The sequence below is a fragment of the Halomonas sp. 707B3 genome, from assembly GCF_024158645.1.
Lineage (GTDB): Bacteria > Pseudomonadota > Gammaproteobacteria > Pseudomonadales > Halomonadaceae > Vreelandella > Vreelandella lionensis.
In genome coordinates, this window is record NZ_JAMZBE010000083.1 from 1 (window position 1) to 16,486 (window position 16,486).

General features: G+C 58.0%; 12 protein-coding genes. 5 read left to right on the forward strand and 7 right to left on the reverse strand.

The genetic code is table 11. The features are described 5' to 3' along the window. Positions 1-540, forward strand: a 540-nt coding sequence (locus BIS10_RS11800) for a fumarylacetoacetate hydrolase family protein (protein WP_253505487.1), incomplete at its 5' end; no start/stop codon positions are given. A gap of 88 nt (positions 541-628) precedes the next feature. Here the strand turns inward: BIS10_RS11800 and speA are convergent. Next, positions 629-2,551, reverse strand: coding sequence for a biosynthetic arginine decarboxylase (gene speA, locus BIS10_RS11805; RefSeq protein ID WP_083024379.1), 1,923 nt, complete (start codon positions 2,549-2,551; stop codon positions 629-631). Beyond that, complete coding sequence (locus tag BIS10_RS11810) at positions 2,548-3,507, reverse strand: homoserine kinase (protein WP_044630136.1); 960 nt, start codon at positions 3,505-3,507, stop codon at positions 2,548-2,550. The genes speA and BIS10_RS11810 overlap by 4 nt, the downstream gene beginning before the upstream one ends. A gap of 173 nt (positions 3,508-3,680) precedes the next feature. Between BIS10_RS11810 and polA the strand changes: the two genes are divergently transcribed. Beyond that, a complete protein-coding gene (polA, locus tag BIS10_RS11815) occupies positions 3,681-6,446 on the forward strand; it encodes a DNA polymerase I (protein WP_253505489.1) in 2,766 nt (921 codons plus the stop codon). Positions 6,447-6,558: 112 nt separating this feature from the next. Here the strand turns inward: polA and BIS10_RS11820 are convergent, their stop codons facing one another. Beyond that, complete coding sequence (locus BIS10_RS11820) at positions 6,559-7,584, reverse strand: Fe(3+) ABC transporter substrate-binding protein (RefSeq protein ID WP_083024378.1); 1,026 nt, start codon at positions 7,582-7,584, stop codon at positions 6,559-6,561. Positions 7,585-7,808: 224 nt separating this feature from the next. Here BIS10_RS11820 and BIS10_RS11825 point away from each other — a divergent pair, with 224 nt between their 5' ends. Continuing rightward, positions 7,809-8,906 (forward strand): ABC transporter ATP-binding protein, encoded by a 1,098-nt coding sequence (locus BIS10_RS11825; protein WP_253505491.1) that lies wholly within the window; start codon positions 7,809-7,811, stop codon positions 8,904-8,906. Positions 8,907-8,919: 13 nt separating this feature from the next. On the opposite strand, the gene BIS10_RS11830 is transcribed toward BIS10_RS11825, so the two are convergent. From BIS10_RS11830 to hisD, 3 genes are all read right to left on the reverse strand, one after another. Beyond that, the gene (locus BIS10_RS11830) at positions 8,920-10,620 is read right to left on the reverse strand and encodes an iron ABC transporter permease (RefSeq protein WP_253505493.1); all 1,701 of its coding nucleotides are present in this window, start codon (positions 10,618-10,620) and stop codon (positions 8,920-8,922) included. A 170-nt stretch (positions 10,621-10,790) separates the two neighbouring features. Then, positions 10,791-11,543: an SDR family NAD(P)-dependent oxidoreductase gene (locus tag BIS10_RS11835; protein WP_253505495.1), complete on the reverse strand. Its 753-nt coding sequence runs from the start codon at positions 11,541-11,543 to the stop codon at positions 10,791-10,793. Continuing rightward, positions 11,540-12,850 (reverse strand): histidinol dehydrogenase, encoded by a 1,311-nt coding sequence (gene hisD, locus BIS10_RS11840; protein ID WP_253505497.1) that lies wholly within the window; start codon positions 12,848-12,850, stop codon positions 11,540-11,542. The genes BIS10_RS11835 and hisD overlap by 4 nt, the downstream gene beginning before the upstream one ends. A 236-nt stretch (positions 12,851-13,086) precedes the next feature. On the opposite strand from hisD, the gene BIS10_RS11845 reads away from it, so the two are divergent. Both BIS10_RS11845 and BIS10_RS11850 read left to right on the forward strand, forming a co-directional pair. Next, a complete protein-coding gene (locus BIS10_RS11845; protein ID WP_253505499.1) occupies positions 13,087-14,025 on the forward strand; it encodes a 3-hydroxyacyl-CoA dehydrogenase in 939 nt (312 codons plus the stop codon). A 25-nt stretch (positions 14,026-14,050) separates the two neighbouring features. Continuing rightward, complete coding sequence (locus BIS10_RS11850) at positions 14,051-15,058, forward strand: LacI family DNA-binding transcriptional regulator (protein ID WP_083024369.1); 1,008 nt, start codon at positions 14,051-14,053, stop codon at positions 15,056-15,058. Between the two features lie 76 nt (positions 15,059-15,134). On the opposite strand, the gene BIS10_RS11855 is transcribed toward BIS10_RS11850, so the two are convergent. After that, complete coding sequence (locus tag BIS10_RS11855; RefSeq protein ID WP_253505501.1) at positions 15,135-16,460, reverse strand: TRAP transporter large permease subunit; 1,326 nt, start codon at positions 16,458-16,460, stop codon at positions 15,135-15,137. Between the last annotated feature and the right edge of the window lie 26 nt (positions 16,461-16,486).

The following is a 16,486-nucleotide window of genomic DNA, read 5'->3' on the forward strand; positions in this document are numbered from 1 at the left end:
CTGCTGTTCATCAAGCCCGCCACTAGCGTGGTGGACTTAACCAAGCCTCTCGACCCGCCATTTTCGCGAGGCGATGTTCATTATGAAGTCGAGCTGGCGCTACTGGTGGGGGAGACCCTCACCCACGCCACGCAAGATGAAGCCGAGCGTGCCATTGCAGGCATTGGCCTTGCGATGGATTTAACCCTGCGCGATGTGCAAACCAAGTTAAAAGAGAAAGGCCACCCTTGGGAAATCGCCAAGGCCTTTGATGGCGCCTGCCCGCTGTCGCCTTTCTTGCCGCTGAGCCGCGTGCCTAACTGGAACGCGCTGACCTTCACCCTAGAAATCGACGGTGAAGAGCGCCAGCACGGCGAAGGCGCGGATATGATTTTTGCTATTCCCACGCTGGTGGCAGAAATGAGCCGTCACTTCACCCTGGAGCCAGGCGATGTGATTTTGACCGGCACGCCTGCCGGAGTCGGCGAGCTACCCCGCGGCGCGGCGCTACGCTTAACGCTGACTGGCGGCCTGGAGATTTCGACCAGCGTCGTTGAGTAACGACCCGCTCACGGGTTCAGCACGCAAAACAAAGGCCACCGATACGCTCGGTGGCCTTTTTTGTGAAACGCGTTAAGCCGGTGAAGGGTTACTCCAGGTAGGTGTAGCCCTCTAGGCCTTCGGTCAGGCTGGCGGCAAAGTGGGCTTGCTCCTCGGCAGAGAAGCCACTGGTCACCAGCTGCTCGGTGAGTTTTTGCTTCAAAACTCGGGCGTCGAAGTTCACGTAGGCCAATACGTTGGCCACCGAATCCCCCGCCTGCGGGTTAGAGAGCACCCACTCGCCATCTTCACCTAGCGCTGCATCCACCGAATCGGTATCGCCGAACAGGTTGTGCAGGTCGCCAAGAATCTCCTGGTAGGCGCCCACCAGGAAGAAGCCTAACCAGCGCTCGTCGTTATTGGCCCACTCAGGCAGCGGCAGGGTGGTTTCTACCCCTTGGCCATCCACATAGCTATCGATACGGCCATCAGAGTCGCAGGTGATGTCCTGGATCACCGCACGGCGGGTGGGCGCTTTGTCCAGCCCACTGAGTGGTAGCACGGGGAAAATCTGCTCGATGCCCCACACGTCTGGCACTGACTGGAACAGCGAGAAGTTAACGAACAGCTTGTCGGCCAATTTTTCGGCCAGCTCGTCCATGATTTCCCGGTGCGCGCGGTTGCGGGTATCCAGCTTCCCACGCAGGCGCGTGCAGGCGGCCATGTAGAGGCGCTCGCCTTCGGCGCGGGCATTGATGTTACTCAGCCCTAGTACAAAACGGTCGTGTAGCTCGCTCACCGCCTGCAGCAAGTCGTGCCAGGCTTCTACCAGCACCCGCGGCTCTTGGGTGTCGGCCAACTGGTCAAACACCCGCCACAGCTCTTCTACCTGCGGATCTTCTTCCTGGGTTGCGCGCTCTGGCGGCGTGTCGTTGACGCGCTCTTCACCAATGACATTGGTGATCAGCACCGCATGGTGGGCGGTGAGCGAACGGCCGGATTCACTGATCAGGTGCGGCTGGGGCAGGTCGGCTTCCTGGCAGAGCTGTGAGAACGCGCTAACCACGTTGCGGGCGTACTCCTGCATGGAGTAGTTAGCCGAGCAGTAGCTGCGCGAACGGGTGCCTTCGTAGTCGATCCCTAAGCCGCCGCCCACATCGACGGTGTCGATGGGCGCGCCCAGGCTCATCAGGTTTTGATAGAAGCGCGCGCACTCCCGCAGGCCGCGCTGAATATCGCGGATGTTGGCGATTTGCGACCCCAGGTGGAAATGCACCAGCTGTAGGCTGGCCAGAGCGTCCTGGGCGCGTAGGGTTTCGACCACTTCCAGAATCTGGCTGGCGGTGAGACCGAACTTCGACTTCTCACCGCCAGTATTCTGCCACTTGCCTTTACCCACCGAGGCCAGCCGCGCGCGCAGGCCAATGCGCGGGGTTACGTCCAGCTCGCGGGCCTCTTCTAAAATCAGCTCCAGCTCGGAGAGCTTCTCCACCACCAGATACACTTTGTGGCCGAGCTTCTCGCCCAGGAGCGCAAGGCGCACGTACTCGCGGTCTTTGTAGCCGTTACACACGATCAGTGAGGAGCCGCTATCTGACAGCGCCAGCACCGCCAGCAGTTCAGGCTTGCTGCCCGCTTCCAAGCCCACACGGCCATTACCCCGCTCAGAGGTAGCGAGAATCTCTTCTACCACCCGACGCTGCTGGTTCACCTTAATCGGGTAAACCGCGGTATAGCCGCCCTGGTAGTCCACGTCCTGCATGGCGGCGTCAAAGGCACCGCAGAGCTGTTCGACGCGATCGTGAAGAATATCGCTAAAGCGCACCAGCACCGGTAAGCGTAACCCCGCCGCCTGTAACTGACGGACTAACGCACTGATAGGCAGCGCCGGGCCTTCCGCATCGCTGCCCAGCGGGCGCACCAGGGCTTGGCCGTGGTCGTCGACGTCAAAGTAGCCGCTGCCCCACTGGTCCATGTTCCAAGTGCGGCGGGCACGCACGGCGGGGCTGCTGGTCGTTGCCATTTCACTCATGAAGATGCCTCTGGAATCGGGAGTGCGCCAAACGCGATGCGTGCTTTAAGAATCACGCGGAAGCGCTCGGGGTCGTGGGGAGTTAAGTCATGGGCCGGTGGGTCGACATACACCACCAGCAGCCGTGACAGCCAATAACGCAGTGCGGTCATGCGCAGCATCGTCGGCCAAAGCGTGCGTTCGGATTCGGTCAGCGGGCGGCGCGCTTGATAGGCGCTTAAAATGGCGTTGTAACGCTCGGCGTTCAGCGAACCGTCCTCATTGGAGGCCCAGTCGTTAATTACAATCGCCAGATCAAACAGCAAGTCACCGGTGCAGCCGTTATAAAAATCGATAATACCGCCCAGGGCGTCGCCCTCGAACAGCGTGTTATCGCGGAACAAATCGCCATGCACTGCTCCTTGGGGGAGCTCGCCATGCTGGCTAAATTCGCTCTCGAAATCATCCACTGCGTTCTTCATCAGCGTTTGATCGTCAGGGCTGATGTAGGTGAGCACCTTATGGTGTACCGCCCGCAGCCAGTGCAGGTCACGGGGGTTGGGGCGATGCCCGGGAAAGTGCTGCGATACTTTATGCATCTGCCCAAGCGTGCTGCCCAACGCTTGGCACTGGGCAAGGTTGGGGGCGCTGGGGTGCTTGCCCGGCAGGCGCGGGAACAGCAGCGCAGGCTTGCCCGCCAGGCTGTGCAGCGCCACGCCTTCGCGGTCATGAATAGTGCCGGGCACCGGCAAGCGGTGCTCGTCTAAGTAATCGAGCAACTCAACAAAAAACGGCAGCTCTTCGTGTTCGCCTTGCTCAAACAGGGTGAGCACCAGCTCGCGGCGGTCGGTGGTCACGAAAAACGTCGAGTTCTCCGTGCCGCCTGCCACGCCTTGAAGCGCAACAAAGCTGCCAACATCAAATTTTTCCAAAAACGCGGCGACCTGTGCGTCGCTAAGCGGGGTGAATACTGCCATGAGAATCTCGCCCAGGTTGCTAAGCCGATTATTGTAGCGGCTTGCCGCGCCAGTTGGCAGCGTTGTGTGGTGAAGAGTAGCGAGTTTTAGGGCTCTTTTCTGCAGGTTAGGCGTTGAGCGCGTATCATAGAGAGCAGATGTTCTTACCGTTTTGCTGACTATGGAATTTGGTTATGGCCCGTGCCCCAATCGTGCTTGTCGATGGCTCTTCGTACCTCTATCGCGCGTTTCATGCGCTGCCGCCGCTAACGACCTCTCACGGTCAGCCGACCGGGGCCGTGAAGGGCGTGCTGAATATGCTCAAACGGCTGATTAAAGACTACCCCGATAGCCCCATGGCAGTGGTGTTCGATGCGCCGGGCAAAACCTTTCGCGATGAGATGTATAGCGAGTACAAGGCCCACCGCCCACCCATGCCGGATGACCTACGCAGCCAGATCGAGCCGCTGCACGCCTGTGTTAAAGCGCTGGGCTTGCCGCTGCTGTGCGTTGAAGGCGTCGAGGCGGACGACGTGATTGGCACCCTGGCCCACCACGCTACCCAGGCAGGCCGCGATGCGGTGATCTCCACCGGCGATAAAGATATGGCTCAGCTGGTAAATGGCCACATCACGCTGGTAAATACCATGAAAGACGAGACCCTCGATGAAGCGGGAGTCGAGGAGAAGTTCGGCCTGCCGCCGGCGTTGATTATCGACTTCCTCGCACTGATGGGCGACAAGGTGGACAACATCCCCGGCGTGCCTGGGGTGGGCGAGAAAACCGCCATTGGCCTTTTGCAAGGAATGGGCGGCGGTTTAGACACGATTTATGGCGATTTAGAGCGCGTGACCACCCTTGGTTTTCGTGGTGCCAAAACGCTGCCTAAAAAGCTTGAAGAGCACCGCGAGCAAGCGTTTCTCTCCTATCAGTTAGCGACGATCAAAACCGACTGCGACCTGCCGGTGGGGCTGGATGATTTAGACATTGCCCACCCGGACCGCGAAGCGTTGGTGGAACTCTATAAAACGATGGAGTTTAAGCAGTGGCTGGCGGAATTGCTGGAAGGCAACGACGAAGGCGTGGACGATGTAAAAGGCGGCGAGCCTGCCCCCGCAAGCGCTGATGATACGCTGGACGCCGCCCCTAGCCAGCGCCATGACTACGTGGTTACCGAGCAGGCTGAGCTGAATGCGTGGCTTGAGCGGTTGAGCAAGGCCGAACGTTTCTGCTTCGACTTGGAAACCACCAGCCTCAACTACATGGATGCAGAAATTGTGGGTATCGGCGTGTCGCTGGAAGCCGGGGAAGCTGCCTATATTCCGGTGGCCCATGATTACTTGGATGCCCCCCAGCAGCTTGATCGCAAAGCGGTGCTGGCAGCGTTAAAACCACTGCTGGAAGATCCGGCCAAAACCAAAATTGGTCAAAACCTCAAATACGATATTTCCGTACTGGCGAACTACGACATTTCTGTCGTTGGCCCGTTTGCCGATACCATGCTGGCCTCCTACGTGCTCAACTCCACTGCGACGCGTCACGATATGGATTCGCTGGCGCTGAAGTACCTGGGCGAGAAAACCATTTCGTTTGAAGAGATCGCGGGCAAAGGCGCCAAGCAGCTCACCTTTAACCAGATTGCCCTAGAGCAAGCGGCTCCCTACGCCTGCGAGGATGTAGATATCACCCTGCGCCTACAGGACACGCTGCGCCCCCAAGTGGAGCGGGAAGGGCGCTTGGCCGAGGTGCTCGACCACCTTGAGCTACCGCTAATCAGCGTGCTGTCGCGCATCGAGCGTAACGGCGTGGCCGTGGATGCCGAGCGCCTGTACGAGCAGAGCCAGCAGTTGGATCAGCGTATTCGCGAGTTAGAGAGTGAAGCTTTCGAGCTGGCGGGCCGTGAGTTCAATTTGGGCTCGCCCAAGCAACTGGGGCAGATTCTGTTTGAAGAGCAGAAAATCCCAGTCATCAAGAAAACCCCCAAAGGCGCGCCCTCCACGGCGGAGGCGGTGCTCGAGGAGTTGGCGCTGGACTACCCGCTGCCCAAGGTGATTATGCAGCACCGCGGGCTGGCCAAGCTGAAATCCACCTACACCGATAAGCTGCCGCGCCTGCTCAACAAAACCACCGGGCGGGTACACACCAGCTATCATCAGGCGGTTACGGCCACCGGGCGGCTGTCGTCGTCAGACCCCAACCTGCAGAATATTCCCATCCGCACCGAAGAGGGCCGTAAGATTCGCCAAGCATTCGTGGCGCGCCCTGGCTACCGTATTGTGGCGGCGGACTACTCGCAGATCGAGCTGCGTATTATGGCGCACCTTTCGGAAGATAAAGGGCTGCTGGAAGCGTTTGCCGAAGGGCGCGATATCCACACCGCTACCGCGGCAGAAGTTTTTGGCACCTCGCTGGAGAAGGTGTCCGGCGACCAGCGGCGCAGCGCTAAGGCGATTAACTTTGGCTTGATTTACGGCATGAGCGCCTGGGGGCTGGCCCGTCAGCTGCGTATTGACCGCAACCAGGCCCAAACCTACATCGACCGCTACTTTGACCGCTACCCAGGTGTCGCCCGCTATATGGACCGCATTCGTACCCAAGCAGCGGAAGATGGCTTCGTCGAAACCGTGATGGGACGGCGTTTATACCTGCCAGAGATTCACTCGCAAAACCGCAACCGCCGCCAAGGGGCCGAGCGCACGGCAATCAACGCGCCGATGCAGGGCACGGCGGCGGATATTATCAAACAGGCGATGATTGATGTGGATGCGTGGCTAGCGGAAGGGGAGTTCGATGCGCTGATGGTCATGCAGGTGCATGATGAACTGGTGTTTGAAGTAGCCGAGCAGCAGGTAGATAGCTTTATTGAGCAAGTGCAGACACGCATGCAGGCCGCAGCATCGCTCAGCGTTCCGCTGATTGTGGAAGCGCAAAGCGGCGCGAATTGGGATGAAGCTCACTAACGAACGAGTGAGTACTCGCCTATAACACACAACCCCCGCAGTGGTCGCTGCGGGGGTTGTGTTTAGTGCGTTACTTAGGCACCGGCTTCAAAAGCGTGTGCCCAAGCCGCGCTTAACGCCAGCCGACGCGGTCGAAGATACGTACCGCTTCCGGGTTGTTCTCACCCAGGATGCTGATGTTGATGTCGTCTTTAGCGAAATCGCCCCAAGACTCCAGGACCGGGTTTTTCTTCACGCCTTCTACCACCGGGAACTCGTAGTTACGCTCGGCCAGCACTTCTTGCGCTTGGTCAGAGGCCAGGAACTCCAGGAAGCGAATGCCGTTTTCCGGGTTTTGCGCGTTGGCGACTAAGCCTGCACCACCTACGTTCACGTGGGTACCGCGGTCATCCTGGTTGGGGAAGATCACGCCGACTTTGCGCGCGGCTTCACGCTCGGCGGCATCGTCAGAGTGCAGCATACGCACGTAGTAGTAGTGGTTACCAACCGCTAGGTTGCACTCGCCGCTGGCAACGCCAAGAATCTGATCGGTATCACCGCCTTCGGGGTCGCGGGCCATGTTGTTCACAACGCCCTGGGCCCACTCCTGCGCGCCCTCTTCGCCGTGGTGTTCAATCAGCGATGCCAGTAGTGACTGGTTGTAGATGTTGTTGGAAGAACGGATACACACTTGGCCTTCAAACTGCGGGTCGGCAAGATCTTCGTAGGTAGCAATCTGGCTCGGGTCGAAGTTTTCGCGGTTGTAGTAGATCACGCGGGCGCGCTGGCTAAAGCCAAACCACATGCCTTCTGGGTGACGCATGGATTCCGGCAGGCGCTCGTTGAGAACATCAGAGTCTACGCTTTGAAAAATGCCGTCTTGCTCGGCGCGCCACAGGTTGCCTGCATCTACGGTCAGCATAACGTCGGCGGGGCTAGCCACGCCTTCACGCTGCATACGCTCCATCAGTTGGTTGGCATCGCCTTCCAGCACGTTTACTTCAATGCCTGTCTCTTCAGTGAACGCTTGGTAGAGAATTTCGTCAGAGTCGTAATGGCGTGCGGAGTAGATGTTGACTTCATTAGCGAGTGCGCTGCTGGCGAACGCAGAACCGGCCATGATGGCAGCTACGGAGGCCGTAAGACGTGCTTGTTTCATAACAAATACCCTGAATGTTTATGATAATAAGTTGCATTACCGTCATGGCGTATTGAAACGCCTTGTTCGACGGACGTCAAGCGAAATGCTAATGACTCGCATCACTTTTTGTGCCTAGACGTGCATCTCACGCCAATAGAAAATAGAATGCAAATAACTTTCAACCGTGTTCGCAATGGCTGAGCGGTCAGCGCTCTCCCGGCGAACAAACCATGGGTGAACGAATGACGGCAACTGTGTCCCTTTCTGAGGTGGCAGCACCTGCATCGGCGCTGTCGCTACGCGATGTTCAGCATACGTTTGCGGCTAACAAAGTTGTTAAAGGTATTGATCTCGACATTGCTCAGGGCGAAGTGGTCTGCCTGCTTGGCCCTTCCGGCTGCGGTAAAACCACGCTACTGCGCATTGCGGCAGGGCTGGAAGTGGTCCAAGAAGGCACCGTCAGCCTGGAAGGGCAGGCCATTGCCGCCCCCGGCAAACGCCATGTACCGCCGGAAAAGCGCAACGTCGGGCTGGCGTTTCAGGATTCGGCGCTGTTCCCCCATCTTAGCGTGTTGGAAAATGTCACTTTCGGCTTAAAGCATCTGCCCTCCAGCCAGCGCCGTGAACGTGCGCTGGAGCTATTAACCCAGCTTGGCATGGCTGACTACGCCGATACCTACCCGCATATGCTCTCCGGCGGTCAGCAGCAGCGCGTGGCGCTGGCCCGAGCTCTGGCACCTACGCCCAAGCTAATGCTGTTGGATGAACCCTTCTCCAGCCTGGACGCTCGGCTGCGTGATCGGATTCGCGACGATACGCTGCACGTGTTGAAAAAGCTGGGCTCGGCCACGCTGCTGGTGACTCACGACCCGGAAGAAGCGATGTTTATGGCCGACCGCATCGCCTTGATGCGCGATGGCAAAATCGTCCAAACGGGTACCCCGCGGGAGCTTTACTGCGCTCCCGTCGACCCATTTGTGGTGACCTTCTTTGGGGAAGTGAACGAGCTTGAAGGGATGGTGGAAGGAGGCGTGGTACAAACGCCGGTAGGCGACATAGATGCCAGCTGGCTGCCAGAGGGTAGCCAGGCCCAGGTGATGATCCGCCCGGAGGCGCTGCGTATCAAAGAGCGCGACCTGCCTGCGGAAACCCACAGCCACAGCCACGTGGTGATGGCGAAACTACTGGGCCGCACTAGCTTGATTCACCTATGTGCCCACGGTGCTGATGGCCAAGAAGCGCACCTGCACGCCCGGGTGCCAGGGGTCTTCCTGCCCCAGGAGGGGCAGCCGATCGATATCGACCTCGACCACTCCCAAGTGTTTATCTTTCCGCGTTAGTTGCGCGTTTTAATTACTCAGCTTGGCTGCCTGGGCGCGCCCGGCGCATCGCCAGGCTGAGTAGAATCACCGGCAAGATGCCGACTACCACAATTGTCAACGAGGCCGTCGAGGCCTCCGCCAAGCGCTCATCGGACGCCAAACTGTGAGCACGCACCGCCAGCGTATCGAAGTTAAACGGGCGCAAAATAATCGTGGCGGGCAGCTCCTTCATCACATCCACAAACACCAGAATGCCCGCGGCCAATAGGCTGCTGCGCATCAGTGGCGTATGAATGCGCCGCAATGTGCCGCCGGCAGTTTGCCCTAAGGTGCGCGAGGCGGCGTCCATGCTTGGCGTCACTTTGCCCAGGCTCGCCTCTACTGCGTTAAACGACACCGCCAAAAAGCGCACCACATAGGCGTAAATCAAGATGAACGCCGTGCCGCTAAACACCAGCCCGATGATCTTATCGTAATGGGTGTGAAGCCAAGTGTTGAGCGCGTTATCCAGCCAGGCAAACGGAATCAAAATACCCACGGCCACCACCGAGCCAGGAATGGCGTAACCCATCGCCGCAATGCGGGTAAACAGTCGCGCGCTGGGGGAGTTGTGCAGCCGCACGCCGTAGCTCAGCAGCACCGCCAGCCCCACCGCAATCAGCGCTGCCACCGTAGCCAGGCTTAAACTGTTCATGGCAAAGCCGATAAAACGCGTGCCAAATAGGCTGTCGCCGGTAGTAATCGCCATTTCCAGCAGAATACCGCTGGGTAGCATAAAGCCGATGGTAACGGGGAGCAGACAAGCCAGCGTCGCGCCCACTGCGTGCCAGCCGTGCAGGCGATACTCCGGCAACTGCTGATAGCGGTTGGTGGTATGGAAGTAGCGACGCTTACCTCGTGACCAGCGCTCCAGCAGCACAAAGGCAATCACAAAAGTAAGCAAGCAGGCGGCGAGCTGGGCAGCGGCAATCGGCTCGCCCAGGCCAAACCAGGTACGGTAAATACCGGTGGTAAATGTGTCCACGCCAAAGAACTGCACCGCGCCAAACTCATTGAGCGTCTCCATCAACACCAGCGACACGCCACCCACCAGCGCTGGGCGCGCCAGCGGCAGCGCAACGCTGGCAAATAAACGCCAGGGGCCGCGCCCTAGCGTGCGGCCGACATCCAAGACGCACACCGACTGCTCTAAGAAGGAAGCGCGGGCCAGCAGGTACACATAGGGGTAAAGCACGAAGGTGATCAGCGTGGCAGCGCCCCCCAACGAGCGTACATTGGGGAAGTAGTAGTCGCCGACCTGCCAGTGAAACCACTCCCGCAGCAGGCTTTGTAGCGGCCCCGCCACCTGTAGAAAATCGGTGTAGGCATAAGCAATCACATAGGTCGGCACCGCCAGCGGCAGCAGTAGCGCCCACTCAAATAGGCGCTTGCCGGGGAAGCGACACATCACCACCAGCCAAGCGGTCCCTGTGCCAATTACCAGTGTGCCTAACCCCACCCACAGTACCAGCCAGAAGGTGTTGGATAAGTAGCGAGGCAGAACCGTGCTGGCCAAGTGCTGCCAAACGCCTTCGGTGGGCATCACGATATGGCCAAGCACGACCAAAATAGGCAGTGCCACAATCAGGGCAATCAGAAAAAGTGCAATTGACCAAGGGTTAAGCGACAGCGTAAAGCGTGATGCGAAACCTGAAAGCAGAGCCGATGGTGACCGGCGAGCAGGTGTAGACACGTCGTTGGCTCCTTGGACGAGGGGCAGCATGGCTCGTCAATGCGAAAAAATAGCGGTTGCAAATAGTATCACTTGCGTCAGTGGGGTGCAGCTAACCCTCTGACGATTAAAAAACCCTGCCGAAGGGCAGGGTTCGTTGTGACAGGCGCTTTACGACAGACAGCGAGCGGTTAATGTGCAGTCCAGCCGCCATCGACCATTAGCGCGCTGCCCGTTACCAAGGCGGACGCAGGAGAAGCTAAAAACACCACCGGGCCCATCAGGTCTTCAATCTGGCCTAATCGCCCCAAGGGGATGTTAGCCAGCACACGCTCCCTAAAGCCGGGCTCTTCAAAGAAGGGCTTTGTCATGGGGGTTTCGATAAAGGTCGGGCACAAGGTGTTTACGCGAATTTCCCTTGGGCCTAACTCTACCGCCATGGCTTTTGTCATTCCTTCTACGGCGGCTTTAGAGGCGCAGTAGAGGCTACGATTAACCGCCCCCACATGACCCATTTGCGATGAGATATTGATCACGCTGCCGCCCGCAGGCATATGCTTCACCACGGCTTGGGTGATGAAATACATAGCACGAACATTGAGATCCATGACCGCTGCATAGTCATCGTCGGTGATCTCGTTGAGCGGTTTAGGCCGGTTAGTGCCCGCATTATTGACCAGAATATCGAACGCTTGTCCTGCGATTGCTTTCTGCAGTGCAGCGTGGTCGCTGACATCCAAGGCAAGCCCTTTGGCCTGCAAGCCAGCCGCACGCAGGGCGCTAACAGCACTATTTAACGTCTCTTCATTGCGTGCTATCAAAGTGACACACGCACCCGCCTGAGCGAGTGCGCAGGCGCAAGCAAAGCCAATACCTTGGCTTGCGCCGGTGACCAGCGCGCGCTTTCCGGTTAACTGTAGGCTGGGCGTGCGCGGTAGGTTCATGCATCCACCGCCGAGGCGTAAGGAACGTCTCGCTTACCATAGCGGCGTACCCGCTCGTTGGCTTGCTCGGCGTGGCCTGCAAACCCTTCCAGGGTGCATAGCCGTGAGCAGTAGCTGCCAATCTCAGCCGAGGCTTCGTCGGTTAATACGCGTTGGTAAGTGCAGGTTTTCAAGAATTTACCGACCCACAGGCCGCCGGTATAACGCGCCGCTTTTTTCGTCGGCAAGGTGTGATTAGTGCCGATGACCTTGTCGCCGTAAGCGACGTTGGTGCGCGGGCCAAGGAACAGCGCCCCGTAGTTGGTCATATTGTTAAGGTAAAAGTCCGGGTCTTCCGTCATCACCTGCACGTGCTCGTAGGCCATGTCGTTGGCGACTTGCAGCATTTCGTCATGGCTGTCGCAGACAATAATTTCCCCATGGGTTTCCCACGCTTGGCGCGCAATCTCGGCGGTGGGCAGTTTTTGTAGCAGCTCATCAATAGCCGCTAGGGTGTCCTGTGCCAGTTTTTCAGAGTTGGTGAGTAGCGCCGCAGGAGAGGTTGGGCCGTGTTCCGCTTGCCCCAGTAAGTCGGTGGCACACAGCAGGCCATCGACGCTCTCATCGGCAATCACTAGTGTTTCGGTGGGACCTGCAAACAGGTCAATACCCACACGGCCATATAGCTGGCGCTTAGCTTCGGCAACAAACGCATTGCCTGGGCCTACCAGCATATCGACCGGCTCGATGGTGTCGGTGCCAATGGCCATCGCACCGACGGCCTGCACTCCGCCCAGAACTAATATTTCATCGGCACCGGCCAAATGCATGGCGGCCACAATCGCCGGGTGCGGTTTGCCCTTGTAGGGTGGGGCTGCGGCAATGACGCGCTTCACACCGGCAATTTTTGCCGTCAGAACGCTCATATGGGCTGACGCCACCATGGGGTAAGCACCGCCAGGGATATAGCAGCCCACTGCGTTGATCGGCACATGCTTGTGGCCAAGGATGACGCCAGGACGGGTCTCAATTTCCACCGGCTGCATAGAGGCCAGCTGGGCTTCTGCAAAACGACGGATTTGCGCCTGGGCAAAGCGGATATCTTCCAAATCGCGTTCGGCGACTTGGCTCATCGCGTGTGCAATATCAGCATCGCTCAGGCGAAAGCTTTCAGGTGACCAGTTATCAAATTTTTCCGATAGATCGCGCACGGCTTGGTCGCCGCGGGCTTGAATGTCAGCCAAGGTTTTTTCGACGGTTTCACGTACTTGGCGGTCGGCTTCGGCGCGGGTTTCAACGGAGGCACCGGCTTTGAGGTGGCGAATCATAAACGCTCCTTATTGGTATTGTGGTGGTCGCAGGAAGGTGAAGGAATCACGGCCAGCATTGTTATGAAGACATCGTTTGGACGCTGGCATTGCGTAAGGCTAGGCGCTGTTGCATACGAATGCAAATGCTTTGTTGCCATGCTATGTTGAGATGCGATAACGAGTGCTGAGCGGGCCGTTATCGTGAGGGGTAAAACGCTGCTCATAACATGCTAACAACAAAGGCGGGACGAATAATGGCGACTCAAGTGGCGGTAGTAGGGGCTGGGTTGATTGGACGTGCGTGGGCGATTGTGTTTGCGCGGGCAGGCTTGCCGGTGCGGCTATACGATGTGGATGCCGCGCAGCTTGCAAACGCTGGCGAGTTGATCGCTGCGTCACTGCAAGACCTGCATCGGGCCGGGTTAGTTGATGAGGAGCCTGCGGCTATTTTGGCGCGTATTGAATGCCAGCCAGACCTGGCGCTTGCCATGGTTGGCGTTGAGTATGTGCAGGAGTGTGGGCCAGAAAATGTAGCGGTCAAGCAGGCGATGTATACCCAGCTAGAAGCCGTGGTGGAGGCGAAGACGATTTTGGCGAGTTCGACGTCTGGCATCGTGGCGTCGCGATTTACGGGCCATTTAACGCACCCAGAGCGCTGTTTGGTGGCTCACCCGGTGAACCCCCCTTACCTAATTCCGCTGGTGGAAGTCGCGCCTAGTGACACCACGAGTACCGACACCGTCGAGCGCACCATGGCACTGATGCATCAGGTGGGCCAAGAGCCCATCCTGGTGGCAAAAGAGGTGCAAGGGTTTATCCTGAACCGTTTGCAGGGGGCGCTGCTGAATGAGGCGCTGCGTTTGTTTCGCGATGGCTACGTTTCCGCAGAAGACTTGGATAGAACCGTGAAACATGGCCTAGGGCTGCGCTGGTCGTTTATGGGTCCCTTTGAAACGATTGATTTAAATGCGCCTGCCGGTGTGGTCGACTACGCCAGCCGCTATGGCCCGCTGTATCGTGATGTAGACCTTCAGCGTAGCGGCGATAACCCGTGGGAAGACGTCACGTTGCAGCGCTTAGACGACGAACGACGCGCAGCGTTGGCGAGCCACGAACTTGCCGAGCGCCAGGTATGGCGTGACCGGCGTTTAATGGCGTTAATGGGCCACAAACGCCAGCAGCCCGCGTCGTAGCGGCCTGCCTATCACAGAGGTAATCATGAGAAAACGGCCAGTAACCTCCCAGGAAGTGGCTAACCTTGCCGGGGTGTCGCAATCAGCGGTGAGCCGCTGCTTCTCCCCAAACGCGAGTATTGCACCCAAAACGAAGGAGAAAGTGCTGGCCGCTGCTCAGCAGCTCGGCTATCGACCCAATGCGATTGCCCGTTCGCTGATTACCCGCTCATCGCGCACCATTGCGGTGGTGATGTCGCAGTTGGATAACCCTTTTTATGCGCAAATGCTTGAGTACGCATCAAGGCGTTTTCAGCAGCACGGCTATCACCTGCTGCTGTTTATGAGCAGCGATGAGCAGGAAACCGCCAGCGTGATGTCGGATATTCTGCAAAGCCAAGCAGACGGCATCTTGATGTTAGCCGCCACGCTGTCGTCGTCCCTGGCCAAAGAGTGTGTTGCCAGGGGCATTCCTGTGGTGATGATCAATCGCACGGTCGCTTTTGAAGGCGTTAGCCAAGTCGCCAGCGATAACTATCGCGGCGGATATTGGGTGGGCCAACATTTGGTGGAAAGTGGCTGCGAGCGCATCGCGTTTTTGGCAGGGTTGGCAGACTCCTCCACCAGCAGCCAGCGGCGGCAGGGGTTTCTAGATGCACTTACCGAGCACGGTGTGGCCTGTTGGGCAGAAGCCGTCGGTGACTATGACTTTGCCACCGCACAAGCCGCCACGCGAGCGCTCTTTAAAGCAGACGTTTATCCCGATGCGGTGTTTGCGGCCAACGATCATATGGCCATTGCGGTGATCGATACCTTGAAAGCAGAGCTAGGTTTGCAGGTGCCCAATGAGGTGGCGGTGGTGGGGTTCGATAATATTCCGGTCGCCGCGTGGCCCAGCTATCAACTCACCACCGTGCAACAGCCTATTGAAGCGATGGTCGACGAAGCCACCGCCTTACTGCTGGGGCAAATTGCCAGCGGGCAGGTGACCGGCGAACGCAAAGTGCTGCCGGTGACGCCCATTGTACGAGACAGTGCCCGCTCGCAGCGTTGAGTGATTCACCAACCCGAAACGAACACGCCGCCTTGTGAGAACAAGGCGGCGTTTAAAAATGCTGCGTTAGCGATGGTTAGCCTAACAGCATACTGGGGAGTCCTGTGATCAGGACAGGGAAGATCGACATCAGAATACACGCGATGATAATGATCGCGACAAAAGGTACCACTGCTTTATAGAGGTCAACGATTTCAACCCCAGGCGGGGCAACCCCTTTCAGATAGAACAGTGCATAGCCAAACGGTGGTGTGAGGAAGGAGGTTTGCAGCACCACAGCGACCATCACCACGAACCACAGTACGTCAACGCCCATCTGGGAAATGATCGGTAGCATAATCGGGAAGCTCAGCAGCACGATGCCAGTCCAATCCAGGAACATACCCAGAATAAAGACCAGGAACAGCATCAGCAGCAGCGCACCAAAGGTGCCGCCCGGCATGGCGAGTACAAAATCACTGATCACAGTCATGCCGCCACCAATGGAGAACACGCCGGTAAATGCCGTTGCCCCTACCAGTACCAGCATCACCATGGTGGTGGTTTTACCCGCTTCGATGAGCGTGTTGTAGCAGGTAGAGAGCTTGCGGTCGCCAAAGATTAAAAACAGCACAAACGCGATAAACACACCAATTGCGGACGCTTCCGTGGCGGTGGCAATGCCGGTGAAGAGTGCGCCCAGTACGCCCAAAATCAGCGACATCGGCGGCACCACGTACTTGCCCAGCATAATAAGCAGCTCTTTGGTGCTGACTTCCGCGCGCTCCTCTTTCGGCACCTTGGGGCCGTAGCTGGGTTTCAGCCAGCAGATAAGCACCACATACAGCGCGTACATCACGCCTAACAGTAGGCCAGGAATCAGTGCCCCGGCAAACAGCGCACCCACCGACACAGGCGAGTAGCTGGCCATTAGAATCAGCATGATGCTGGGCGGAATCAGAATGCCCAGGCAGCCGCTGGCCATAATGACACCCGCGCTTAGCTCTTTGTTGTAGCCGTACTTAAGCATGGGCACCATGGCGATCATGCCCATCACGGCAATAGAGGCCCCGACGATACCGGTCGTGGCTGCCAGCAGTACGGAAACAACAACGACGGTTAAGGCGAGGCCGCCGCGCACGTTCGCCAGCAGCAAACGCATGGCGTCAAACATCTTTTCTGTCACGCCGGAGTCGTTGAGAAAACGTGCCATCAAAATAAACAGCGGAATGGCGACCAGTACATAGTTATCCATGGCGTTGCCATAGACGTTGTTAATAATAATGCCCAGGGTATTAATGCCAGGACCGAGGTAGGCACCAATCACCGCCATGCCGCCCAGCACGAACGCCAGCGGATGGCCCATAAATAGGCCAACTAGCAGCCCACCAAACATTACTAGCGTTAGCAGTTCGGCACTCATGCGGATTTCTCCTCACGCAGCTGCAT

What these genes read in the sequence shown, in the direction of transcription:
- speA (WP_083024379.1), bottom strand. Translation starts at nt 2,551, where the DNA reads ATGAGTGAAATGGCAACGACCAGCAGCCCCGCCGTGCGTGCCCGCCGC.
- BIS10_RS11810 (WP_044630136.1), bottom strand. Translation starts at nt 3,507, where the DNA reads ATGGCAGTATTCACCCCGCTTAGCGACGCACAGGTCGCCGCGTTTTTG.
- polA (WP_253505489.1), top strand. Translation starts at nt 3,681, where the DNA reads ATGGCCCGTGCCCCAATCGTGCTTGTCGATGGCTCTTCGTACCTCTAT.
- BIS10_RS11820 (WP_083024378.1), bottom strand. Translation starts at nt 7,584, where the DNA reads ATGAAACAAGCACGTCTTACGGCCTCCGTAGCTGCCATCATGGCCGGT.
- BIS10_RS11825 (WP_253505491.1), top strand. Translation starts at nt 7,809, where the DNA reads ATGACGGCAACTGTGTCCCTTTCTGAGGTGGCAGCACCTGCATCGGCG.
- BIS10_RS11835 (WP_253505495.1), bottom strand. Translation starts at nt 11,543, where the DNA reads ATGAACCTACCGCGCACGCCCAGCCTACAGTTAACCGGAAAGCGCGCG.
- hisD (WP_253505497.1), bottom strand. Translation starts at nt 12,850, where the DNA reads ATGATTCGCCACCTCAAAGCCGGTGCCTCCGTTGAAACCCGCGCCGAA.
- BIS10_RS11845 (WP_253505499.1), top strand. Translation starts at nt 13,087, where the DNA reads ATGGCGACTCAAGTGGCGGTAGTAGGGGCTGGGTTGATTGGACGTGCG.
- BIS10_RS11850 (WP_083024369.1), top strand. Translation starts at nt 14,051, where the DNA reads ATGAGAAAACGGCCAGTAACCTCCCAGGAAGTGGCTAACCTTGCCGGG.
- BIS10_RS11855 (WP_253505501.1), bottom strand. Translation starts at nt 16,460, where the DNA reads ATGAGTGCCGAACTGCTAACGCTAGTAATGTTTGGTGGGCTGCTAGTT.